The sequence below is a fragment of the Kutzneria buriramensis genome (assembly GCF_003387475.1).
In the GTDB taxonomy this organism is placed as follows: domain Bacteria; phylum Actinomycetota; class Actinomycetes; order Mycobacteriales; family Pseudonocardiaceae; genus Kutzneria; species Kutzneria buriramensis.
In genome coordinates, this window is sequence record NZ_QUNO01000011.1 from 168,669 (window position 1) to 190,685 (window position 22,017).

Below are 22,017 nucleotides of genomic sequence, written 5' to 3' on the forward strand. Positions count from 1 at the left end.
GCCCGTCCTAGATTCGTCCTAGGACGAGGTCGGGGTGGCCGGGGGAACAATGAGATTCGGCGTGCTGGGGCCGCTGCATGCCCAGATCTCCGGGCGCGAGGTCCGGCTGGACGGCCCGCGGCAGGCCAAGGTGCTGGCGGCGCTGCTGATCGACGCGAACGCGGTCGTGGCCATGGAGCGGCTCGTCGGCGTGATGTGGGACCGCGACGCGCCGGCCACCGCGATTCGCCAGGTCCAGGACGCCGTTTCCGGGCTGCGCCGCAACCTCGCGGCCTGCGGCGCGCCGACGACGTTGATCAGCACCGAACGCGGCGGGTACCGGATCCACCTGACCCCGGACCAGCTCGATCTTCTCGAGTTCGAGCAGTGGCTGGCCGAACAGCACGCGGCTCCGACCGAGACCGTGACGGCGCTGCGGTGCGCGCTGGCGCTGTGGCGCGGCAGCGCGCTGGTCGACATTCCCAGCCAGGCCCTGGAGATCGACGCGGCCCGGCTGAACGAGAAGCGCGTGGCCACACAGAAACAGTGCCTGAGCGCGGAGCTCGAACTGGGCCGGCACCGTGAGGTCGTCGACGAGCTGACAGCTCTCCAGCGCGAGCAGCCCTTCGACGAACACGTCGCCGAACAGCTGATGATCGCCCTCTACCGGTGCCGGCGGCAGGGCGAGGCGTTGCAGGTGTACGAGCGGGTGCGCCGGACGTTGGCCGAGGAGCTCGGCGTCGACCCCACGCCGCCGATTCAGGCGCTGCACCAACGCATTCTCGCCGCCGACCCGTCCCTGACGGCCACCGATCCCGTGATGGCGATGCCGGTGCGCCAACTGCCGCTGGACGTCCCGGATTTCGTGGGGCGGGCCGACGCGCTGGCCGAGGTTGCCGGGCTGCTCGACGGACCGGCCCCGGTGGCCGTCATCGTCGGCGGTCCCGGCGTCGGAAAGTCTTCCCTGGTCACGCATGCGGCGCGCCGGGCCCGCGCCGCCTTCCCGGACGGCCAGCTCTACCTCAACCTCGCGGCGACCTCGGACGAGCCGCGCGATCCGGCGCTGATGCTGGCCGAGGCGTTGCGGGCGCTGTCCATTGCCGGCAGCGCGATCCCGAACAGCCTGTCCGAGCGGGCCGCGCTCTACCGGTCCCTGTTGGCGGACCGTCGAATGCTGGTCGTGCTGGACGATGCCGGTCACGCCGATCAGGTGCGGCCGCTGCTGCCGGGGGCCGACGGCTGCGCGGTGTTGATCACCAGCCGGACGCTGCTGACGCAACTGCCCGGCACCCGGCACATCGACCTGGACGTGCTCAGTCCGGCCGAGGCGCGCGAGCTGTTCACGGGCATCGTCGGGCGGGAGCGGGTCGAGCGCGAACCGACGGAGGCCGACGCGATCCTGGACTGCTGCGGCAATCTGCCGCTGGCCATCCGGATCGCCAGCGCCAAACTTGCCGGCCGCCCGGCCTGGCCGCTGCGGGTGCTGCGGGAACGGATCGAGGACGAGTCCCGACGGCTGGCCGAACTGCGGATCGGCGACCTCAGCGTGCGCGCCAGCGTCGAGCTGAGCCTGCGGCTGCTGCCGCCGGAAGCCGTGCGGGCGCTGGGATTGCTGGGCCTGCTCGGCGCGTACACGCTGCCGGGCTGGGTGGTCGGCCCGCTGCTGGACCGCCCGGACGCCGACGAGGTGCTGGACACGCTCGTCGACGCCAGCCTGGTGCGGCTGACCGCCACCGACGCCATCGGCCAGCCGCGCTACCGCCTGCACGACCTGATCCGGACCTGCGCGGTGGAGGTCGCCGCGCAGCTCCCGGAAACCGAGCGGCGGGAGGCGATCACCCGGGTGCTGGCCGCCTGGCTCGACCTGGCCGAGCACGCCACCGCCCGGCTGCCGGCGGGGCTGCTGATCGCCGCGCCCGGATCGGCGCCGCGCCGGCCGCTGCCCGGCGTGAGCCGGCTGCTGGCCGACCCGGTCGGCTGGTTCGACGCGGAACGCGACACCCTCCTCGGCGCGGTCAAACTGGCCGTGGACTGGGGCCAGGACGAGCTGGCCTGGGAGCTCGCGGCCAGCGCGGTGACGTACTACGACCAGCGTTGCCTGTACGAGGACTGGCAGCACGGGCACCGGATCGCGTTGGACGCGGCCGAGGCCGCCGGCAACGTGCGCGGGGCGTCGGTGCTGCTGCGCGGCCTGGGCCAGCTGCACATCTACCGTGACGAATTCGAGGACGCCACAAGGGATTTGGAGTCGTCCATCGGGCTGTGCCACCGGCGCGGGGACAAGCGCGGCGAGGCGCTGTCGGTCGCGATGCTGGGCACGGTGAGCCGGGTCCAGGGCCGGTACGAGGAGGCCGTCGACCGGGTCGAGCAGGCGCTGGCCATCGCCGTCGCCGAGGGTGACCGGCACCTCGAAGCGCAGCTGTGCTGCTCGATGGCCGTGATGCGGCTCGTGCAGGGCGATCTCGACGAGGCGGAGACCTGGTTCGACGGGGCTCTGCGACAGGCTCGGGCCCTCGGCGACGCGCATCGGGTGGCGGTGGTGTTGCGGCGGTTCAGCCGCCTGCACGACCGGCGCGGCGACCCGGACGCGGCGCTGAGCTGCCTGGGGCAGGCGCTGACCACGTTCGAGGAGCTGGCCGACGAGCGGTGCGCCGCGTACACACTGCTGGAGGTCGGCCGCGTGCACGCCGGTCAGCACTACCGGGACCGGGCGGTGCCGGCGTTGGAGCGTGCGGCGGACCTGTTCCACCGGCACGGCGACCGCCACGACGAGGCCGAATGCTGGCAGCTGCTCGGCGACCTGGCCGCCGCTGCCGGCCTCGATGACCTGGCTCTCGACCACCGACGACGGGCGCAGCGGCTGTGGCAGACGATCGGCGACGTTCCGTCGCGGCCGTCGTCTCCCTAGAGCTCCAAGATCGTCCCGTCGGGGACGACCTCGACGCCGCCGAGCCCGCCGGACTCCCGGGAATCGGGGTCCAGCAAAGGATTCGTGTTGTTGAGGTGGGTGTAGATCCGGCGCATGCCGGGGAACTTGCCCAGGTGCGCCAGGCTGCCGTCGTCGCCGAAGACGGGGATGTGGCCCATCCTGGACTGGCCCTTGGCGTCGCCGGTGCTCGTCCCCATCTCGTCGGGGGAGCAGAAGGTGCCGTCCAGCAGCAGGCAGTCGACGCCGTCGAGCAGGGCTTCGAAGTCGGCGGACCAGTTCGCCAGGCAGGGCGCGTAGAGCAGCGTGCCGCCGGTCGACGGGTCGTGGATCCGGTAGGCCACGACCCAGGGGCCCGGCAGCTCGCTGGTGTACTTGGGGCGTTTGACGCCGACGGCATGGGCGGTGGCGGTCAGGCCGCCGGTGAGCTCGAACGGTTGCCCCGGAACGGCTTCGTGCCACGACCAGCCGGCGTAGCGGTCGAGGACGCCCCGTAGGCCGAGGTCCTCGCTCAGCGCGGTCAACGCATTGGCTGGGGCGTAAAGGGATTGGCCCCCGCCCTCCCGGAGGGAGAACACCCCGAGGGAGTGGTCCAGCTCGGACGAGGTGAGCAGCACGCCGCGTACGGGTGTGTCGCGGCGGCCGGGACCGGGGGCGAGCTCGGGGCAGCCCAGGAGCTGCACGCGGATGTCGGGGGAGGCGTTGAGCAGCCACCAGTCGCAGCCGTTTCCGCTGACGGCAAGGCAATCCTGGGTCCGGCTCGGCAACTCGCCGGCTCGGGCCCGCACGCACAGCGCGCAGGCGCAGTTCCACTGCGGGAAGCCGCCGCCGGCGGCCGTCCCGAGCACGACGACCCTCACACCGACCGCCTCATCGCCAACTCCGGCCGCACCGGGATGATCTCGGCACCCAGAATGTCCTGCACCAGGCCATGATCCGGCGACAGCGTGCACACCGGGTCGGTGGCGGCCGCGTCGCCGGTGAGCTGGAACGCCTGGCACCGGCAGCCGCCGAAGTCGATCTCCTTGCGCGGGCAGCTCCGGCACGGCTCCCGCATCCACTCCGTGCCGCGATAGGCGTTGAACGTCTCGGAGTCGTACCAGATCTCCGCCAGCGAGGACCGCCGCACGTTCTGCACCGGCAAGGTGGTGATCACGCTCGCCGCCGGGCACGGCAGCACATCGCCGTTGGGGGCCACGGTCAGCTGCCGCGCGCCCCAGCCGTACATGCACGGCTTGGGGTTCGCCTCGTGGTAGTCGGCGACCACGTATACGATCTCCATCCGCCCGTCGAGACGCTGCTTCGCCTGCTGCACAACGGGTCCGGCGGCGGCAAGCTGCTCGCGGGTCGGCAGCAGCGCGGCTCGGTTGCGCAGCGCCCAGCCGTAGTACTGGGTGTTGGCCAGTTCCAGGCGGTCCGCACCCATCCGCTCGGCCAGCTCGATGATGCCGCCGATGTTGTCGAGATTCGCCTTGTGCAGCACCGCGTTCACCGTCAGCGGCAGCTCGGCGTCCTTGATCAAAGCGGCGGCGGCGAGCTTGCGGTCGTAGCCCTTCACGCCGGCGATCAGGTTGGCGTTGCCGGGATCCGAGTCCTGCACCGACAGCTGCACGTGGTCGAGCCCGCGCTCGACCAGGTCGGCCAGCCGCTCGGCGGTCAGCCCGAGGCCGCTGGTGACGAGATTGGTGTAGCAGCCCAGGCCGCTGGCGTGGGCGAGCAGCTGCGGCAGGTCCGGCCGGGCCAGCGGCTCTCCGCCGGACAGGTGCACCTGCAACACGCCGAGTTCCCGGCCCTCGTCGAAAACCCGTTGCCACGTGGCGGTGTCCAGCTCGTCGGCCCGCTGCACCAGCTCGATCGGGTTCGAGCAGTACGGGCAGTGCAGCGGACAGCGGTGGGTCAGCTCGGCGAGCAGCCCCAGCGGCGCCTCAGTCAACGTCCACCACCCTTCGTGCCACCAACCGATCGACCACCTCGATCACGTCATCGGGTTGCACGCCCTCGAACTCGTCGGCCAGCGCCAGCGCGATGTCGCCGATGCTCGCCGCGCCGTCGCACCGGGACACCACGGCCGCGGCCGTCTCGTTCAGCAGCAGCACACCCTCCGGGAAGAGCACGACATCGCTGTCCCGGGTCTTGTCGTACGTGCACCGCACGCCGCGCCGCACCCGTGGCACGGAGTCCAGCGACGTCATGAGTGGTAGTCCACGGTGTCCAGGATCGCTTGCAGCACATCGCACTTGAACGCCAGCGCCGCCAGGCAGGCCTCCTGCTGCTCACGGGTCCGCGCGTGCTCGACCACGATGTCCAGAGTGGACTTGCCCTCGCCGGCGATCACCGTCAGCCGGGACACGAAGTAGGCGAAACCGGACTCGCCGATCCACGGGTACTTCTCGCGCATGTCGGCCAGCCGCCGGCGCATCAGCCCCGGAGAGAACATCTCGGTCAGCCCGGAGGCGACCGACTCCACCCACGGCTTGGTGCGCGCGAAGTTCACGTAGGCGTCGACCGCGAACCGCACGCCCGGCAGCACGTGCCGCTCGTCCAGCACCTCGGCCCGGTCCAGGCCCACCGCCTCGGCCATGCGCAGCCAGTTCTCGGCCCCGCCCTCGCCGTCGCGGTTGCCGTCGTGATAGACGATCCGCTCCATCCAGTGCCGCCTGACCTGCGGCAGCGGGCAGTTGGCGAGGATCGCGGCGTCCTTCTGCGGCAGGCTGCGCTGGTAGTACCAGCGGTTGGCCGCCCACCGCTGGAGTTCCTCGCGGCTGAGCTCGCCGGCGTGCAGGCGCAGGTGGAACGGGTGGTCGTGCCAGTAGCGCGGCGCCAGCGCCCGCAGCTCGGCGATGAATTCCTCGGCCGCCAGCATGATCGACTCCTCGATGCGCGTGGGTGAAAGGACCATTCCCGCACCCAACGTGAGGAATGGTCCTTTCCAAGCGAGAAAACCTTGACAGGTCAGACGCGCGCGGAGTACGCGGTGACCTCCATCGGGGTGTCGTACTCGCTGAAGTCCGGCTTCACCCAGGGGCGGCGGGTGGGCTTCTGCACGGCCTTCTCGGCGCGCTTGACGGTCTTCGGTGCGGACATCGCTCACTCCTTGGACGACGTACGTGGGCAAGGACGCGGCGGACCCCAACAGTAAGCCCTTTCTGCGGCCCGCGGCTAGACACCTTCAGACCCGATGCGCGCGTCTTTCGTAGGATGACCGGCTCTCAGTTGTGCGCTGCCGGCAGCGCCCGCAGCGACGTCAGCACCGCCGGATCCTGGAGTTGCAGCCACTGGATCACCTGCGTGTACGTGGCGCAGACGGTCTCCGACTTGGCGCAGGTCTCGCTCATGAACTGCTCGACCGCGCCGGAGAAGGCGCCGCCGGCCCAGTCGTTGAAGTGGTTGGCGATCACCAGCGGCGCCCGGTTGCCGTTGAACGCGGCCTGGTACACCGACCGGTAGGTGTCCAGCACGATCGGCGTGAACTCCGGCCCGCGAGCGTCGTCGCCCTCCTGCGCGCCGTCCAACAGGTACCAGAAGTTGTAGTCCATCATGACCACGTTCTTGTCCAGCGCCGGCACCCGCACCTCGGGCAGCGGGAACTCCCACAGCCCCCGGTCGACCGTCGGCCAGGTCACGCCGAACGAGACATGGCTGGTGTCATAGACGAAACCGTGCGCCCTCATCGACGGGAACAGTTGGTCCCAGTTGCCCTCCAGGCACGGCGTGCGGCCGCCCTTGATCATGTCCGGGGTGATCTTCAGGCCCTTGCCGTCGATCTCCTTGAGGAAGGAGAAGAACTGGTCCAGCTCGGTGTTCCAGCCGGCGGTCGACCAGAAGCCGACGCTGGGCTCCACGCCCTGGCAGAAGTGCCCGTTGTAGTGCGTGCCGAACTCCATGCCGTCGGCCGCCGCCCGGTTGAGGTAGGCGACGCGGGTCCGGATGTCGGCGTCGGAGCCGCCGAAGCCGATCTCGCTGGTGCCGGTCGGATGCCCCGGCCCGGTGTACTCGTCCTTCTCCCGGTCCGGGATCAGGTACGGCCCGGACAGCATCGCCGTCACCTTCGCCCCGGTCCGCTCGGCGATCGGCAGCACCTTCTCCCAGTGTGGGCCGGACGCGCCGCCGTCGAAGGAGAACAGGATGAACTGGGGAGGCTTCTCGCCGGGCGCGAGCTTGTGCATCCACTTCGGCTGCGGGCCGGTCGGCGCCGGCAGGGCGGGGGTGGGGCCGGCGGCCGGACCGGCCTGGCCGGCGGGTGTGATCGGCCCCGGATTCGTCGTGGTCGTGGTCGGCCCCGGCTGGGCCGTGGTCTGCTGTCCCGACTGCTGTCCCATCACGATCACGACGACCACGGCCAGCACCAGCGCCACCGCGGTCGTCAGCCAACCCCACCTCTGCCTGAGCCCCATGACCGGTGAGACGACGCAGCGCCCGGCCGGGTTGTCGCCGAGGAATGGGATTCAGGGCACGGGATGCGCGATCACAACGCGGTTCTGGTCATAGCCCAGGGCCCCGCCGACCCACTTGCCACCGCACGTGACCAGCACCAACCGGTGCGATCCGGTCTGACCGAAAAGCTCGTCCGCGTGCTGCGGGAGATTGTCCTTGTCGACGGTCAGCACCTGGTCGATGACGAAGGTCAGCGGCTTGCCGCTGCCGTCGATCACCGTGACGGTCTGGCCGGCCTGCGCGCCCCACAGCTCGGCGAACGGCCCGGCGGCGCCCGCCCAGTTGATGTGCCCCGCCAGCAGCGTCGCGCCGGTCGGGGAGTCCAGGGCCGCACCCCACAGCGCCGCCTGCGTGATGCTGTTGGGGATCTGGAGCGTGCCGTCCCCGGCGACACCGCTGCGCACCAGCGCCGCGCGGCCGCCCTTGGGCAGCAGGACGGTGTTCGGCGCGGGCGGCTTCGGCGCTTCCGCCGTCGTGGTGCCGGTGATCGCGTTGGTGGTCGGCGGCGGCACGGTGACCGGCGCCGGCCCGGCCTGCGGGTCGACGGTCTGGGTGTGGCCGACCGGCAGCGGCGAGCCCGGCACCTGCTGCGGCTGGCCCACCAGCGTCGCGCCCGCCGCCAGGACGATCATCGTCAGCCCGACCGCGCCGCTGACCGCCGTGGTCGCGGCGGCCGTCGGGTTCCGGTAGCGGGACCGCCCGGCGACGGGAAACCCGCCGGCCGCCACCGGCCAGCGGGTTCCCGACGCGCGATGCCTACCCACGCGAGGCGAGCCTCCGGCGACGCAGCACCAGGCCGACGCCCGCGAGGGCGGCCAGCACGAGCCCGCCGACCGCGGCCAGCGCGCCCGGGTTCAGCTCGGTCGCCGTGCCCGCGGTCAGGACCGGCGGCGAGCCGCCGGCCGGGATCTTCACCGGCACCGTCGGCGTGTTCGGCGTGTTGGCCAGTTGCAGCGTCAGCGTCTTGCCCGGCTCCACCGATCCGCACACGGTCGGCGGTGAGGACGCGTCGAAGTTCTCGTCGTACCCGCTGGGCGCGGCCACCTCGACCAGGCAGATGTCCTGCGGCGTGCGCAGACCGTCCACAGTGGCCGCGCCGTCCGCGCCGGTCGTGACCACCAGCGGCTTGCCGGCGGCGCCGTTGAGCGGGCTGCCGTCCTGCTTGACCGCCGCGGCCGTCTTGTCCGAGCCGGTCAGTCGCAGTTGGACGCCCGCGATGGCAGCATTGGTCTTGCTGTCCACCTTGGTCACCTTGACCGAGCCCGGCGCGGTGGTGGCGGTGGTGCTGACCTCGTTCTTGACATTGGTCTGGCCGCCGGTGGTGACGGTCCACTGGTAGTTGCCCGACGCGTCCTTCGGCTGCTGCACGACCGGCTCCGCCGTGGGTGAGGTCACGTCGGCCTCCACCGTCGGGTTCGGACCCGTCGGCGTCACGTCGACCGTCAGCGGGCTGCCGTCGTCGGGCGTGGTCACGGTCTTCTTCTTGACCGTGCCGTCGGTGACCTTCAGCTTCACCGGCACGCCGGTGATCGCCTTGCCGTCGCCGCCGTCCCGGTTGACCGCGATCGTCCACTTGTCGGGGGTGCCGATGACCTGCGCCGCCGTCGGCGCGGTCACGGTCACCTTCCACGGCCCGAAGTTGGCCTTGACGTCGGCCTGAATCTTGGCCACGTCGTCCTGGGCCGCGGCCGGCAGCTCCTTGAGGTGCGCCGCCGCGTCGTAGCCGATGTCCTTGAATCCCTTGGCAGGGTCGGTGCTGCCGGTGGCGGTGTAGGTGTGCAGCAGGTGCGCCACCGCCGCGGCCTGGTTGTCGTCACTCGTGTCGCCGTAGCGCAGCAGCAGGTACGAGACCTCCGCGCGAGCCTGCGGATCGAGCGTCGTGCCCCACTTGTCGGCCAGCTGGCCGTCCGGCGTGTACTCGGTGTCCGCCTTGGGGGCGTTGAACTCCCACTTGACGCAGTACACCGCCTTGCCGTTGACCAGGTACTGGCCGAGCCAGTCCTGAGTCTGCTTCGGATCCTTGTCCGCATAGGGCTGGGCCGGTGTCAGGACGCCGGCGCCCCCGTTGGTCGGCTTCTCGTCGGCGCTGGCCGTCGGCGCGGCCACCACGGCCAGTCCTACGGTCAACATCGTGATCCCGGTCACCCCAGCGACCAGTTTGCTCAGTCCCATGACGGTCCTGCGCTCCCTCGTGGGCGCCGTGCCGCTTCCCCGCGGCGCGGTGCCCTTCGTCTTGGTCGGACGTAAACGACAGCGGCGGTCCGGGGACTCGTTCCCCCGACGGAACGAGAAGGCCGTGGTGGGCCGCCCTGCGAGCCTGGCTGGCCCGCGGACGGCGGGCAAGCCGCCAGCGGGAGGATCTCCGAGGTCACCGAACGTGTCAAGGCGGCGTGAGATCGTCGATCACTAGACTGAACGGATCAGTGCACGTTCGTCCCTGTTGGTAAAGTCACCTTTGCCTCAGTGGGAACCGATCGAGCCCGGTTACCGTTGCACTAGCAGTAGGCGCCATACGTTCCAGGAGGACCAGGTGCGCACATCGAGCAACCCGGCGTTCCGCAACCTGCCCGGCAACGGCCAGGGCGGCTACGCGAACTTCGGCTACCAGGGTCAGACGCAGACCCAGCCCGGGTACGGCTACCCGCAGGGCCCGGGATACCCCGCGCCGCCGACGGCCGCGGACCGGCCGATGACGATCGACGACGTGGTCACCAAGACCGCGGTCACGCTGGGCACGGCGGTGGTCACCGGCGGCCTGTCCATCATCGCCGGACTGCCGTACGGCTGGGCGTTCGTCGCGCTGATCGTCGGCTTCGCGCTGTCGATGTTCATCATCTTCCGGCAGTCCAGCAACCCGGCGCTGATCCTCGCGTACTCCGCGGCCGAGGGCGTGTTCCTGGGCACCATCACCGAGCTGTTCAACCGCTGGGTGCCCGGCGTGGCGCTCCAGGCCATCGTCGGCACGGTCGCGGTGTTCGGCGTGATGCTGATCGTCTACAAGACCGGCGCGGTCAAGGTCACGCCCCGGCTGACCAAGTGGATCATCGGCGCCACTGCGGGCGCGCTGGCCCTGGTGGTCTTCAACCTCATCTTCTCGCTGTTCGGGGTGGACCTGGGCCTGCGCAGCGGCCACGGCGCGCTGTCGATCATCGTGAGCCTGCTGTTCATCGGCATCGCGGCGTTCAACCTGCTGCTGGACTTCGACATGGCCGACCGTGCCATCCGCGCCGGCGCGCCCGCCCGGTTCGGGTGGTACATCGCCTTCGGCCTCATGGTCACGCTGGTCTGGCTCTACCTGGAACTTCTGCGACTGTTCGCGAGCCTTCAGCGAAACTAGCTCACAGCGTCTTGTCAGGAACGCCGGCATCCGTCAGGATGTCGGCGTTTTCCGTGTCACGGGTCGATTTCCATCTCGACTGAACCCGAACCGAACCAGCGGCGTAGTCGCTACCGGGGAAGTGGGTTCTCGAGGAGGAGACACCGGTGAGCGAGCCGAAGATGCGCTGGAAGACGATCAGACCGACCTTTGTGTTACCCCAACTGAAGAAGCTGTCCGTGCGCAGCCGGCTCGCCCTGGGCGTGCCCGCGCTGGCGGTGCTCGGCGCGGCCGTGGCCGTGGTGGCAACTGTTGCCGTGCAAGGGGATCCGCAGCTCGCGGCCAACCAGACCAACGTCCCCACGCCGAACTGCACGCTGATCGTGCCGGCCAACCCGTTGTCGGCCAAGGGACTCGCCACGCCGTACCAGCTGACCGCGACCGACGGCGGCCACTGCACCGAGACCAACGCCGACCAGTCGGCCTTCGTGCAGGCCACCATCCTGGACCCGGCGACCGGCAAGCTCTCCGTGTTCGATCCGCTGGTCGTCGACAAGGGCAGCCGGCCGGAGGTCGCGCCGACCCCGCCCGCGCTGCCGGCCGGCGCCGCCGTCGGCATCTGGTTCGGCTTCAACGGCACCAACCTCACGCTGCGCGGCGACACCGGCTCGTGCGTGAACGGCGACGGCAACTCGATCTTCGGCCAGTACGCCTACTGCAACGCCCAGCCGTTCTTCGCCGCCGCCAACAACGCGATCGCCCGCAAGAAGCTGGTCATCCCGCCGCTGGGCACCGGCAAGGACGGCAAGCCGTGCATGACCACCCGGGACTACGGGCTGGTCGACCAGGACCAGAGCGACAACGTCACCACGACGTATCTGCAGGCCCGCGACGGCCGCATCGCGCAGGACACGCCGGCCAACGAGGCCAGGCTGGGCGCGGCCAAGGTACGCCCGAAGACCAAGGCCAAGGTCGTCGCCAAGCTGAACAACGGCAGCGACAACCTGCTGCTGGACGCGTTCGTCGACCCGGCACTGGGCTGCACCCCCTACACCGCGACCGACCTGGCCAGCGGCAAGCAGGTCACCTCGCTGGCCCTGGACGAGCTGCAGGCCGCCGCCCGGCAGGCCGCGCCGATCGCCCTCGTGCCCACCAACGACCCGATGACCATGGACGGGACCAGGTTCAGCGTCAACAAGACCAACCTGTACCGGGTCGGCGTCGACATGCCGCAGATCAACCCGCGCACCGAGACGCCGCAGGCCTACTGCCGTGCCCTGTTCACCACCGGCCTGCAGCGCACCAAGCTGGACGAGCGCTTCACCAAGACCGGCCCTTCGCCCGATCCCGGCGCGGCCAGCAACCTGTTCACGTTCCTGGCCCAGCGGCTGTCGGGGTCCTTCGACAACCTCGGCTGCGGCAAGCTGCTGCACACCGGCAACCCCGTCCACCTGACCACGAACAAGGCCGGCGTCGTGGTCGACGCCGGCCTGTGATCGTCAGGACTGGGGGATCGTCAGCTCAGGCGCTCCAGCACCATCGCCATGCCCTGGCCGCCGCCGACGCACATCGTCTCGAGGCCGAACTGCTTGTCGTGGAACTGCAGCGAGTTGATCAACGTGGTGGCGATGCGCGCGCCGGTCATGCCGAACGGGTGGCCGACCGCGATCGCGCCGCCGTTGACGTTCAACTTCTCCAGCGGAATGCCGAGGTCCTTGTACGACGGGATGACCTGCGCGGCGAACGCCTCGTTGATCTCGACCAGGTCGATGTCCGAAATGGACAGGCCGGCCTTGGCCAGCGCCTTCTTCGAGGCCTCGACCGGGCCGAGGCCCATGATCTCCGGCGACAGGCCGGAGACGCCGGTGGCGACGATGCGGGCCAGCGGCGTCAGGCCGAGCTCCTTGGCCTTGGTGTCGCTCATGACCACCAGCGCCGCCGCGCCGTCGTTGAGCGGGCAGCAGTTGCCGGCCGTGACCCGGCCGTCGGGGCGGAACACCGGCTTGAGCGTGGCCGTCTTCTCCAGCGTGATGCCCGGCCGCGGGCCGTCGTCGGCGGAGACGACCGTGCCGTCCGGCAGCGTCACCGGGGTGATCTCCCGCTGCCAGAAGCCGTCCGCGATGGCCTTCTCGGCCAGGTTCTGCGAGCGGACGCCGAACTCGTCCATCTCCTCCCGGCTGACGTTCTTGGCCAGCGCCAGGTTCTCCGCGGTCTGGCCCATCGCGATGTAGACGTCGGGGGTGTTGCCGTCCTGGCGCGGGTCGTGCCACTCGCCGCCGCTGTTCTCGGCGGTGGCCACCGTGCGCGCCTCGGCGTCGGCGAACAGCGGGTTCTTGGTGTCCGGCAGGCCGTCCGAGCTGCCCTTGGCGAAGCGGGAGACCGTCTCGACGCCGGCCGAGATGAACACGTCGCCCTCGCCGGCCTTGATCGCGTGGAAGGCCATCCGGGTGGACTGGAGGCTGGAGGCGCAGTAGCGGGTTACCGTGCAGCCGGGCAGGTGGTCGAAGCCCAGCAGCACCGAGACCACGCGGCCGATGTTGTAGCCCTGCTCGCCGCCGGGCAGGCCGCAGCCCATGATCAGGTCGTCGATCTGCGTCGGGTCCAGCGCCGGCACCTTGGCCAGCGCCGCGCGCACCATCTGCACGGCCAGGTCGTCGGGGCGGATGGACACCAGCGATCCCTTGCCGGCCCGACCGATCGGCGAGCGGGCTGCGGAGACGATCACGGCCTCGGGCATCGCGAAACTCCTTCGGTTCGCTACTGATTGGTAACCTGCGGAGTCTAGCGACCGGACCCGGTTCGTGACTGTGTCGGAGCTCTCGAAATCCCCCGCCCGACCCAGGGGGGCGGCCCCGTCGCCAGTCTACCGGTGGCGGGGCCTAGTCGATCTTGATCGCGGGCTGCCTGTGGATAACTCGGGTCACTGCGCGAGCTCACGCACCGGGCGGCCGAAGCGCAGGTTCAGGCGGGCGATGAACTTCGCGGTCGGCCGTCGCGACTCGGCCACGGCGGAGCGGACCGGCAGCCGGGGCAGCGGCCCGCCGGTCCACACCCCGGCGACGGTGCACAGCGCCGGCAGCAGGACGGACACCGCCGCGTCGTAGCCGATGGAACTGGGGTGGAACTGGTCCGAGCTGAAGAAGTCCCGCGGCCGGGCCAGGAACTCCGGCGCCAACAGGTCCGCCAGCGGCACGGGGATGGCGCCGATCCGGGCGACCATCTTCCGCTGCGCCCGGGCCAGCAGCAGGCTCCAGGTCCGCGCGATGGACTTGAGGGGCTGCGCGATCGGGCGGATCACGCCGAGATCGGGGCACGTCCCGACGACCACGCCGCACCCGGCGTCCATCAGCGTGCGAATCACCCGTTCGAGGCCGTCGACGGCGTCGGGCACGGTGGTCAGGGTGGTGACGTCGTTCGCGCCGACGATGATCACGGCGACCTGCGGTGGATTCAGCAGGGCCTGTTCGACCTGCGCGGGGAGGTCCCGCGTGGCGGCGCCGACGACGGCGTACGTGTCGAGCCGAACGGGCCGGTCGGCCTCCTCGGCCAGCCCCCGCGCCAGCACGACGGCCGGCAGCTGGTCGGGGCCGTCGACGCCCAGGCCGGCGGCCATGGAGTCGCCGAACATGGCGAACCGCAGCGCGCCGTCCTCCTCGGCCGGCGGGACCGGGCCGGAGCCGTCGGGCAGGTAGACGCCGTCGGCCAGGTGCGGTGGCGCGACCGGCGGCCCGATGATCCGCTCCGCGCGCCGCGCCTGGCCCGTGAGCAGCCCGTACGCGGCGCCGTAGACACCGCCGAGCGTGCCCGCCGCCAGGGCGACGAACCGAAGTCCCCGCATCACACCCATGTCGACCTCCCCCGATTCATTCTCCACCAGTGAGATCGTCGGACGGGGCATTGGGATTAACACCACGTGACCCGATGGTTCCCCGGAACGAGTTAGGCTGCGGCCAGTTCACGAGACGAACGAGAGGGCCTTCGGTGGAGTACGTCGATCACGTAGTCGACCTCGTCGGCAACACCCCGCTGGTGCGGTTGAACGCGCTCGTCGACGGCCTGGCGCCCCTGGTGCTGGCCAAGGTCGAGTACTTCAACCCCGGCGGCAGCGTGAAGGACCGCATCGCGCTGCGCATGGTGGAGGCCGCGGAGCGGTCGGGCGAGCTCAAGCCCGGCGGCACCATCGTGGAGCCCACCTCCGGCAACACCGGCGTCGGCCTGGCCCTGGTCGCCCAGCGCCGCGGCTACAAGTGCGTCTTCGTCTGCCCGGACAAGGTCAGCGAGGACAAGCGCAACGTGCTCAAGGCCTACGGCGCCGAGGTCGTGGTGTGCCCGACGGCGGTCGCCCCGGAGCATCCGGACTCGTACTACAACGTCTCGGACCGGCTGGTCCGCGAGATCCCCGGCGCCTGGAAGCCCAACCAGTACGCCAACGAGGAGAACCCGGCCAGCCACTACCACTCCACCGGCCCGGAGCTGTGGCGGCAGACCGAGGGCAAGATCACGCACTTCGTCGCGGGCGTGGGCACCGGCGGCACCATCTCCGGCACCGGCAAGTACCTCAAGGAGGTCTCCGGCGGCCGGGTCAAGATCATCGGCGCGGACCCGGAGGGCTCGGTCTACTCCGGCGGTACCGGCCGGCCGTACCTGGTCGAGGGCGTCGGCGAGGACTTCTGGCCGACCACCTACGACCGCGACATCTGCGACGAGATCATCCCGATCTCCGACGCCGACTCGTTCGACGTCACCCGGCGGCTGGCCCGCGAGGAGGGCCTCCTGGTCGGCGGCTCCTGCGGCATGGCGGCGGCCGCCGCCGTCGAGCTGGCCCGCCGCTGCGGCCCGGACGACGTGATCGTGGTGCTCCTTCCCGACGGCGGCCGCGGCTACCTGTCCAAGGTCTTCAACGACACCTGGATGTCCTCCTACGGCTTCCTGTCGCCCGACCACTCCGGCGCCACCGCCGGCGACGTGTTGCGCCGCAAGGACGGCACCATGCCCGAGCTGGTGCACGTGCACCCGAACGAGACGGTCGCGGAGGCCATCGCCATCCTCCGCGAGTTCGAGGTGTCCCAGATGCCGGTCGTCAACGCGGAGCCGCCGGTGATGGCCGCCGAGGTGGCCGGCGCGGTCAACGAGCGGGACCTGCTGGACGCCCTGTTCACCGGCAAGGCCCAGCTCGCCGACCGCGTCGAGCAGCACATGTCGCCCCCGCTGCCGACGATCGGCGCTGGTGAGCCGGTCGGCGCGGCCATGGACGCGCTCTCGGCCGCGGACGGCGCGATGGTGCTCGTGGACGGCAAGCCGGCGGGCGTGGTCACCCGGCACGACATCCTCGGGTTCCTCGCGGGCCGGTGAGTCCCGCCGGGCGCGCGGCGCTGATGTGGCGTATGGGCTAGCGTTACCTGCGACGTGACGTCAAGGGCCCAAGGGGGTTGGAAACCCGATGAGTGATCCACAGCCGCCGGAGACCGGTGACTCCGCGGTGAACCCGGAGGCCACGCAGGTGGTCGGGGCGGGATCCCAGCCGCCGGCCGCCACGAGCCCCGCGGACGCCAACGCCACCCAGGTGGTGCGACCGGGCGAGCTGTCGTCACCGCCCGTGACGCCTCCGCCGCCGCCCGCGGACTCCACCCAGGTGGTGCCGCCCGGCATGCAGCCGCCGGCCGGCCCGACCTACAGCCCGCCCGGCTACTCGAACCCGGCCAGCGGCCCGATGCCGGCGCAGCCGGCGGCGGCCACGCCGCCGGCCGCCCCGTCCTTCGGGCAGCCGCAGCCGGCGCCGAGCCCGTTCGGCCAGCAGCCACAGCCCTTCGGCGCGCCGGCCAGCGGCGGCTTCCCGCCGGCGCCAGGGCAGCCCGCGCCGGGCATGCCCGGCCAGCCGCCCCAGTTCGGGCAGCAGCCGTTCGGCGCGCCGCAGCCGCAGCCGTGGGCGACCCAGCAGCCGCCGACCGGCGGCTTCGGCGCCGCGCCGATGGGAGCCGCTGCCGGCGGTCCGGACACGTTGATGATCGCTATGTGGGCGACCATCGGCCTGATGGCGCTCAACCTGGTCATCAGTGTCATCAGCCTGATCGGCGTCCTCGGCACGGCCGGCGCGTACGGCAGCGGCCTGGTGATCGGCGTTGCCATCTTCGGCCTGGTGATCGCCGTCGGTGTCGCCGCCTGCGCGTGGTTCGGCGGTCAGGGTCAGAACTGGGGCCGCATCACCATCACGGTGCTGCTCGTCCTGGGCGTCCTCGGCTCCCTGGGCGGCATCGCGCTGAGCCCGGTCTTCTCGCTGATCCGGATCGTGCTGATCATCGGCCTGCTGGTGCTGTGGTGGCTGCCGTCCACCTCGGCCGGCATGGCCGCCAAGCGCGCCGCGGCCGGTCCGGGCGCGGGCTACGGCCAGCCCTTCGGCGGGCAGCCCCAGTACGGCCAGCCGCAGCCGGGTCAGCCCTACGGTCAGCCGCAGGCGCCCTACGGCCAGCCCCAGCAGCAGTTCGGGCAGCCCCAGTACGGCCAGCCCCAGCCGGGCCAGCCGTACGGCCAGCCCCAGCAGCCGCCGACCGGCGGCTTCGGCCAGCCGGCCCCGTACGGTCAGCCGCAGCAGCCGCCGGCCTCGCCCTACGGCCAGCCGCCGCAGCAGCCCCAGCAGCCCGGCCAGCAGCCGGGTCCGTACGGCTACTGACGCAACGGATTCACCCGGCCGCCGTCGGGACGGTTCCGCCATTCGGCTGCGAACCGCCCGGCGGCGGCCTATTTTGTGGTGATGACCCAGCCGCGTGTCTCGGCCGCCACCACCGTGATCGCCGCCGTGCTGGGGCTGCTCGTGGTGGCGGAGCTGGTTGTCCGCAACTGGTCGCTGCCCGACACGGTCCCGCTGCTGACCGGCCACGCGGGCCCGCTCGAGTGGCTCTTCTACCTCGTTCTCCCGGTGCTGCAAGGCGTACTGCTGCTGTTCGGCACGATTCTGATGGTCGCTCGGGTCCGCCTGGGACGGTCGCTGGCCATTGTCGGCGCGGCCCTGGTGCTCGTCACGCCGGTGGCCTTCGGCGTCGCCAACGGCCGGTTCTTCTGGCAGGTCGACCTGCCGGCGCTGACCGCCGTGCTGGACTACGGCACGCTGCTGCTCGCGGCGGCCGTGATCGCGTTGGCCGCGCTGCCGGCCACCGGCTCCTACCTGCGTGGCGGCGGTCACCGGCCTCTCCGCGCGGCGAGCCCGGCACCGTAGGCTCTGTACATGACGGACAGCACCGCCCGACACGGTTTCGAGACCAGGGCGATTCACGCCGGGCAGGAGCCTGACCCGCACACCGGTTCGGTCATCGTGCCCATCTACCAGACGTCGACGTTCGCTCAGGACGGCGTCGGCGGCCTGCGGGCCGGCGGCTACGAGTACTCGCGCACGGCCAATCCCACGCGCACCGCGCTCGAGGAGTGCCTGGCCTCGCTGGAGGGTGGCCGGCACGGGCTGGCGTTCGCCTCCGGCATGGCCGCCTCCGACATCACGCTGCGCACGCTGGTCCGCCCCGGCGACCACGTGATCATTCCGGACGACGCCTACGGCGGCACCTTCCGCCTGGTGGACAAGGTGCTCAGCCAGTGGGGCGTCGAGCACACCCCCGTGCACCTGTCCGATGTGGACGCCGTGCGGGCCGCGGTTCGCCCGGAGACCAAGGCGATCTGGGTGGAGACGCCCACCAACCCGCTGCTCGGCATCGCCGACATCGCCGCCCTGGCCGGCATCGCGCACGAGGCCGAGGCCCGGCTGGTGGTGGACAACACCTTCGCCACGCCGTACCTCCAGTCGCCGCTGGGCCTGGGCGCGGACATCGTGCTGCACTCCACCACCAAGTACCTCGGCGGTCACTCCGATGTGGTCGGCGGCGCGGTCGTCACCGACGACGACGAGCTGCACGAGAAGTTCGCCTTCCTGCGCAATGCCGCCGGCTCGGTGCCGGGCCCGTTCGACTCGTGGCTGACGCTGCGCGGCCTGAAGACGCTCGCGGTGCGGATGGATCGGCACAGCGACAACGCCGAGCGCGTGGCGGAGGCGCTGGTCAATCACCCGAAGGTGACTCGCGTCTACTACCCGGGCCTGGTCGAGCACCCCGGCCACGAGGTCGCCGCCAAGCAGATGCGGCGGTTCGGCGGCATGGTGTCGTTCACCGTCGCCGGCGGCGAGCAGGCCGCGCTGGACGTCTGCGCCCGGACGCGGCTGTTCACGCTGGCCGAGTCGCTGGGCGGCATCGAGTCGCTGATCGAGCACCCCGGCAAGATGACCCACGCCAGCACCGCCGGCTCGGCCCTCCAGGTGCCCGACGACCTGGTCCGCCTCTCGGTGGGCATCGAGTCGGCCGACGACCTCGTCGAGGACCTGCTGACCGCCCTGGCCTGACGTGACACACAGGGGAGGTGGCCCGAACGGGCCGCCTCCCCCGTTGCGTTGCTCGTGCCGTCTACGGGCGGACGCCGGTGGCGCTGTTCTGCGCGCCCGGGAAGTCCTGCTTGTCGACGCAGCTGCCGACGAGTTCCACCACGTTGTTGCTCACGACGTAGTGGCCGGCGTCGGCGCAGCCGGCCTGCGACACGGTGAACACCGCCGCGCCGGCCAGGGCCGCCGCGCACGCCACCGCACCGACCAGCGGCAGCACCCCGGCGATGCGGGCCACGCGTGCCATGCCACCTCCACGAAGTCCATGTCCCCGGCCGTGCTTGTTCTACGTCCCGATGACCGCGCGTGGTTCAACGGTCACCGATGCCGGGTGAGAATGCCGTCAAGCCTACCCGTATCGGGCCGCCGGTGTGGTGGCTGACAGCACACTGGCAGGATCGGGCGGCATGGAGCTGGTCACCGTCGAGCGCGTGCGTGCGGCGCAGAAGTTGCTCTCGAACGTCGTGCAGCAGACGCCGATGGAGCATTCGCGGGTGTTGGGGGAGTGGCACGGCGGCGAGGTCTTCCTCAAGTGCGAGAACCTCCAGCGCACTGGATCGTTCAAGATTCGCGGTGCCTACGTGCGGATGCACGGCCTGGACGCCGAGGAGCGCTCGCGCGGCGTGGTCGCGGCCAGCGCCGGCAACCACGCCCAGGGCGTCGCGCTCGGGGCGTCCCTGCTCGGCATTCCGGCGACGGTCTTCATGCCCCGCCGCGCCCCGCTGCCCAAGCTCGCCGCGACCCGCGGCTACGGCGCCGACGTGCGGCTGACCGGTGAGGCGTTCGACGAGACCCTGGCCGCGGCGATCGTCTTCGCGCAGCGCACCGGTGCGGTGTTCATCCACCCGTTCGACCACCCCGACGTGATCGCCGGGCAGGGCACCCTCGGCCTGGAGATCCTGGACCAGCTGCCCAATGTCGGCACGGTGTTGCTGGCCGCGGGCGGCGGCGGACTGGTGGGCGGCGTCGCCGCGGCGATCAAGGGCACCCGTCCGGACGTCAAGGTGGTAGCCGTGCAGGCCGAGGCCGCCGCCGCGCTGCCGGAATCGCTGAGCACCGGCGCGCCCGTGAAGTTGCCGACTGTGCGGACCATGGCCGACGGCATCGCGGTGGCCAAGCCCGGTGCGCTCACCTTCCGGCACGTCCGCGATCTCGTCGACGAGGTCGTGACCGTCACGGAGGACTCGCTGGCCCGGGCGGTGCTGCTGTGCATGGAGCGGGCCAAGCAGGTCGTCGAGCCGGCCGGCGCGGCGGCGGTCGCGGCGCTGATCCAGCACCCCGGACGGTTCGAGGGACCGGTGGTCGCCGTGCTGTCCGGCGGCAACGTGGATCCCTTGCTGCTCAACCGAATCATCCAGCACGGCATGACCGCCGCCGGCCGCTACCTGGCGCTGCGGCTGCGTATCGACGACAAGCCCGGCAGCCTCGCGGGACTGCTGACGATGCTCGGCGACCTCGGCGTGAACGTGCTCGACGTGGAGCACACCCGGATCTCCGAGTCGCTGCGCATCGGCGAGGCGGAGGTGTCGCTGCACCTGGAGACCCGCGGCACCGACCACTGCGCCGAACTGGTCACCGCCCTCCGCGCCGCAGCCTTTACCGTCCTCCGGTAACGCCTCTTGTTGCCACATGCGCTTCCCACTTGCGTCCTGATGCCACATACGAAGCGCATGTGGCATCAGGCGAGGCAAGTCAGAGGTTCCCGCGGCGCTCCTGTTCGCGCTCGATGGCCTCGAACAGCGCCTTGAAGTTGCCCTTGCCGAAGCCCAGCGAGCCGTGCCGCTCGATGAGCTCGTAGAACACGGTCGGCCGGTCGCCGATCGGCGCGGTGAAGATCTGCAACAGGTAGCCGTCCTCGTCCCGGTCGACCAGGATCCGGTGCCGCTTGAGCTCCTCGATCGGCAGCCGCACCTCGCCGATGCGGGCCCGCAGCGCCGGGTCGTCGTAGTACGAGTCCGGGGTCTCCAGGAACTCCACGCCGGCGGCGCGCATCGCACTGATCGTGGCCACGATGTCGTTGGTGGCCAACGCGATGTGCTGGCAGCCGGGGCCGCCGTAGAACTCCAGGTACTCGTCGATCTGCGACTTCTTCTTGGCGACGGCCGGCTCGTTGAGCGGGAACTTCACCCGGTGGTTGCCGTTGGACACCACCTTGCTCATCAGCGCCGAGTAGTCGGTGGCGATGTCGTCGCCGACGAACTCCGCCATGTTCACGAAGCCCATCACCCGGTTGTAGAACTCCACCCAGTAGTCCATGCGCCCGAGCTCGACGTTGCCGACGCAGTGGTCGACGGCCTGGAACAGCCGCTTCGGCGCGCCCTCGGGCCGGGTCACGGTGGAGGTCTTGACCACATAGCCCGGCAGGTACGGCCCGTCGTAGCGCGAGCGGTCGATCAGCGTGTGCCGGGTCTCGCCGTACGCGGCGATGGCGGCGCGGCGAACGGTGCCGTGCTCGTCGGAGACGTCGTGCGGCTCCTCCAGCACGGTCGCGCCCTGCGCCCGGGCGTGCGAGATGCACTGGTCGACGTCGTCGACCTCCAACGCCAGGTCGACCACGCCGTCGCCGTGCTTGCGGTGGTGGTCGAGCAGCGGGCTGTCCGGCGCCACACCGCCGTTGATGACGAACCGCGCCGAACCCGACTTCAGCACGAACGACTTGTGGTCGCGGTTGCCGGTCTCCGGGCCGGAGTAGGCGACCAGCTGCATGCCGAAGGCCACCTGGTAGAACCACGCGGTCTGGGTCGCGTTGCCGACCACGAACACCACCGCGTCCATCGCCCGCACCGGGAACGGATCCTTCGACGCGTCGTAGTCGACCAGCCCGACCAGCTGCTTGAGCGACTCGAAGCTGACGTCGTCCATCATCTCGGTCATGGCGGTCCTCCCGGCGGTGGTGGTGGGCAATCAGCCACCCGAAGAATGTGCTGCGCCGGCATCGTGCGCAACAGT

At 71.0% G+C, this 22,017-nt stretch carries 20 protein-coding genes; 8 read left to right on the forward strand and 12 right to left on the reverse strand.

Features of this window, described 5'->3' with window-relative positions; translation table 11 throughout:
• Window positions 1-49: 49 nt before the first annotated feature.
• Complete coding sequence (locus tag BCF44_RS30595) at window positions 50-2,887, forward strand: AfsR/SARP family transcriptional regulator (RefSeq protein ID WP_116177885.1); 2,838 nt, start codon at window positions 50-52, stop codon at window positions 2,885-2,887.
• On the opposite strand, the gene pqqB is transcribed toward BCF44_RS30595, so the two are convergent.
• The 8 genes from pqqB to BCF44_RS30635 form a co-directional block, all read right to left on the reverse strand.
• Complete coding sequence (pqqB, locus tag BCF44_RS30600; RefSeq protein WP_116177886.1) at window positions 2,884-3,765, reverse strand: pyrroloquinoline quinone biosynthesis protein PqqB; 882 nt, start codon at window positions 3,763-3,765, stop codon at window positions 2,884-2,886. The two genes, BCF44_RS30595 and pqqB, sit on opposite strands and share 4 nt — an antisense overlap.
• On the reverse strand, window positions 3,762-4,838 hold the full coding sequence (gene pqqE, locus BCF44_RS30605; RefSeq protein ID WP_116177887.1) for a pyrroloquinoline quinone biosynthesis protein PqqE: 1,077 nt from the start codon (window positions 4,836-4,838) through the stop codon (window positions 3,762-3,764). The genes pqqB and pqqE overlap by 4 nt, the downstream gene beginning before the upstream one ends.
• Window positions 4,831-5,097, reverse strand: coding sequence for a pyrroloquinoline quinone biosynthesis peptide chaperone PqqD (gene pqqD, locus BCF44_RS30610; protein ID WP_116177888.1), 267 nt, complete (start codon window positions 5,095-5,097; stop codon window positions 4,831-4,833). The genes pqqE and pqqD overlap by 8 nt, the downstream gene beginning before the upstream one ends.
• Window positions 5,094-5,804 carry a pyrroloquinoline-quinone synthase PqqC gene (gene pqqC / locus BCF44_RS30615; RefSeq protein ID WP_246015757.1) on the reverse strand — a complete coding sequence of 237 codons (711 nt, stop codon included), beginning with the start codon at window positions 5,802-5,804 and terminating at the stop codon, window positions 5,094-5,096. The genes pqqD and pqqC overlap by 4 nt, the downstream gene beginning before the upstream one ends.
• Before the next feature lie 53 nt (window positions 5,805-5,857).
• A complete protein-coding gene (gene pqqA, locus BCF44_RS57900; RefSeq protein ID WP_116177889.1) occupies window positions 5,858-5,989 on the reverse strand; it encodes a pyrroloquinoline quinone precursor peptide PqqA in 132 nt (43 codons plus the stop codon).
• A gap of 125 nt (window positions 5,990-6,114) precedes the next feature.
• Window positions 6,115-7,299 (reverse strand): polysaccharide deacetylase family protein, encoded by a 1,185-nt coding sequence (locus BCF44_RS30625; protein ID WP_116177890.1) that lies wholly within the window; start codon window positions 7,297-7,299, stop codon window positions 6,115-6,117.
• 51 nt (window positions 7,300-7,350) lie between these two features.
• Entirely contained in the window at window positions 7,351-8,103 is a 753-nt protein-coding gene (locus BCF44_RS30630) for a class F sortase (protein WP_246015759.1), read from the reverse strand.
• On the reverse strand, window positions 8,096-9,511 hold the full coding sequence (locus BCF44_RS30635) for a SpaA isopeptide-forming pilin-related protein (RefSeq protein WP_116177891.1): 1,416 nt from the start codon (window positions 9,509-9,511) through the stop codon (window positions 8,096-8,098). The genes BCF44_RS30630 and BCF44_RS30635 overlap by 8 nt, the downstream gene beginning before the upstream one ends.
• A gap of 358 nt (window positions 9,512-9,869) precedes the next feature.
• Here BCF44_RS30635 and BCF44_RS30640 point away from each other — a divergent pair, with 358 nt between their 5' ends.
• Together BCF44_RS30640 and BCF44_RS30645 are read left to right on the forward strand one after the other, a co-directional pair.
• Window positions 9,870-10,676, forward strand: coding sequence for a Bax inhibitor-1/YccA family protein (locus BCF44_RS30640; protein ID WP_116177892.1), 807 nt, complete (start codon window positions 9,870-9,872; stop codon window positions 10,674-10,676).
• Window positions 10,677-10,822: 146 nt separating this feature from the next.
• A complete protein-coding gene (locus BCF44_RS30645) occupies window positions 10,823-12,151 on the forward strand; it encodes a hypothetical protein (protein ID WP_211353293.1) in 1,329 nt (442 codons plus the stop codon).
• A 20-nt stretch (window positions 12,152-12,171) separates the two neighbouring features.
• Here the strand turns inward: BCF44_RS30645 and BCF44_RS30650 are convergent, their stop codons facing one another.
• Complete coding sequence (locus BCF44_RS30650; RefSeq protein WP_116177893.1) at window positions 12,172-13,392, reverse strand: acetyl-CoA C-acetyltransferase; 1,221 nt, start codon at window positions 13,390-13,392, stop codon at window positions 12,172-12,174.
• A gap of 183 nt (window positions 13,393-13,575) precedes the next feature.
• The gene (locus BCF44_RS30655) at window positions 13,576-14,502 is read right to left on the reverse strand and encodes an SGNH/GDSL hydrolase family protein (RefSeq protein ID WP_116177894.1); all 927 of its coding nucleotides are present in this window, start codon (window positions 14,500-14,502) and stop codon (window positions 13,576-13,578) included.
• 134 nt (window positions 14,503-14,636) lie between these two features.
• Here BCF44_RS30655 and BCF44_RS30660 point away from each other — a divergent pair, with 134 nt between their 5' ends.
• From BCF44_RS30660 to BCF44_RS30675, 4 genes are all read left to right on the forward strand, one after another.
• Entirely contained in the window at window positions 14,637-16,007 is a 1,371-nt protein-coding gene (locus BCF44_RS30660; protein ID WP_116177895.1) for a cystathionine beta-synthase, read from the forward strand.
• A gap of 88 nt (window positions 16,008-16,095) precedes the next feature.
• The gene (locus BCF44_RS30665; protein WP_116177896.1) at window positions 16,096-17,322 is read left to right on the forward strand and encodes a hypothetical protein; all 1,227 of its coding nucleotides are present in this window, start codon (window positions 16,096-16,098) and stop codon (window positions 17,320-17,322) included.
• Window positions 17,323-17,403: 81 nt separating this feature from the next.
• Window positions 17,404-17,865 carry a hypothetical protein gene (locus BCF44_RS30670; protein WP_116177897.1) on the forward strand — a complete coding sequence of 154 codons (462 nt, stop codon included), beginning with the start codon at window positions 17,404-17,406 and terminating at the stop codon, window positions 17,863-17,865.
• Window positions 17,866-17,874: 9 nt separating this feature from the next.
• Window positions 17,875-19,032 (forward strand): cystathionine gamma-synthase, encoded by a 1,158-nt coding sequence (locus BCF44_RS30675; RefSeq protein WP_116177898.1) that lies wholly within the window; start codon window positions 17,875-17,877, stop codon window positions 19,030-19,032.
• A gap of 61 nt (window positions 19,033-19,093) precedes the next feature.
• Here BCF44_RS30675 and BCF44_RS30680 read toward each other — a convergent pair whose 3' ends face one another.
• Window positions 19,094-19,315, reverse strand: a complete 222-nt coding sequence (locus BCF44_RS30680; RefSeq protein WP_116177899.1) for a hypothetical protein — start codon at window positions 19,313-19,315, stop codon at window positions 19,094-19,096.
• Window positions 19,316-19,475: 160 nt separating this feature from the next.
• On the opposite strand from BCF44_RS30680, the gene ilvA reads away from it, so the two are divergent.
• Window positions 19,476-20,681: a threonine ammonia-lyase gene (gene ilvA, locus BCF44_RS30685; protein ID WP_116177900.1), complete on the forward strand. Its 1,206-nt coding sequence runs from the start codon at window positions 19,476-19,478 to the stop codon at window positions 20,679-20,681.
• Window positions 20,682-20,760: 79 nt separating this feature from the next.
• Here ilvA and hppD read toward each other — a convergent pair whose 3' ends face one another.
• Entirely contained in the window at window positions 20,761-21,942 is a 1,182-nt protein-coding gene (gene hppD, locus BCF44_RS30690; protein ID WP_116177901.1) for a 4-hydroxyphenylpyruvate dioxygenase, read from the reverse strand.
• Window positions 21,943-22,017 lie beyond the last annotated feature (75 nt).

Excerpts from the sequence above, each read along its gene's own strand:
- BCF44_RS30595 (WP_116177885.1), top strand. The coding sequence starts at position 50 with ATGAGATTCGGCGTGCTGGGGCCGCTGCATGCCCAGATCTCCGGGCGC.
- pqqD (WP_116177888.1), bottom strand. The coding sequence starts at position 5,097 with ATGACGTCGCTGGACTCCGTGCCACGGGTGCGGCGCGGCGTGCGGTGC.
- pqqC (WP_246015757.1), bottom strand. The coding sequence starts at position 5,804 with ATGGTCCTTTCACCCACGCGCATCGAGGAGTCGATCATGCTGGCGGCC.
- pqqA (WP_116177889.1), bottom strand. The coding sequence starts at position 5,989 with ATGTCCGCACCGAAGACCGTCAAGCGCGCCGAGAAGGCCGTGCAGAAG.
- BCF44_RS30625 (WP_116177890.1), bottom strand. The coding sequence starts at position 7,299 with ATGGGGCTCAGGCAGAGGTGGGGTTGGCTGACGACCGCGGTGGCGCTG.
- BCF44_RS30635 (WP_116177891.1), bottom strand. The coding sequence starts at position 9,511 with ATGGGACTGAGCAAACTGGTCGCTGGGGTGACCGGGATCACGATGTTG.
- BCF44_RS30650 (WP_116177893.1), bottom strand. The coding sequence starts at position 13,392 with ATGCCCGAGGCCGTGATCGTCTCCGCAGCCCGCTCGCCGATCGGTCGG.
- BCF44_RS30655 (WP_116177894.1), bottom strand. The coding sequence starts at position 14,502 with ATGGGTGTGATGCGGGGACTTCGGTTCGTCGCCCTGGCGGCGGGCACG.
- BCF44_RS30665 (WP_116177896.1), top strand. The coding sequence starts at position 16,096 with ATGAGTGATCCACAGCCGCCGGAGACCGGTGACTCCGCGGTGAACCCG.
- BCF44_RS30670 (WP_116177897.1), top strand. The coding sequence starts at position 17,404 with ATGACCCAGCCGCGTGTCTCGGCCGCCACCACCGTGATCGCCGCCGTG.
- BCF44_RS30675 (WP_116177898.1), top strand. The coding sequence starts at position 17,875 with ATGACGGACAGCACCGCCCGACACGGTTTCGAGACCAGGGCGATTCAC.
- BCF44_RS30680 (WP_116177899.1), bottom strand. The coding sequence starts at position 19,315 with ATGGCACGCGTGGCCCGCATCGCCGGGGTGCTGCCGCTGGTCGGTGCG.
- ilvA (WP_116177900.1), top strand. The coding sequence starts at position 19,476 with ATGGAGCTGGTCACCGTCGAGCGCGTGCGTGCGGCGCAGAAGTTGCTC.
- hppD (WP_116177901.1), bottom strand. The coding sequence starts at position 21,942 with ATGACCGAGATGATGGACGACGTCAGCTTCGAGTCGCTCAAGCAGCTG.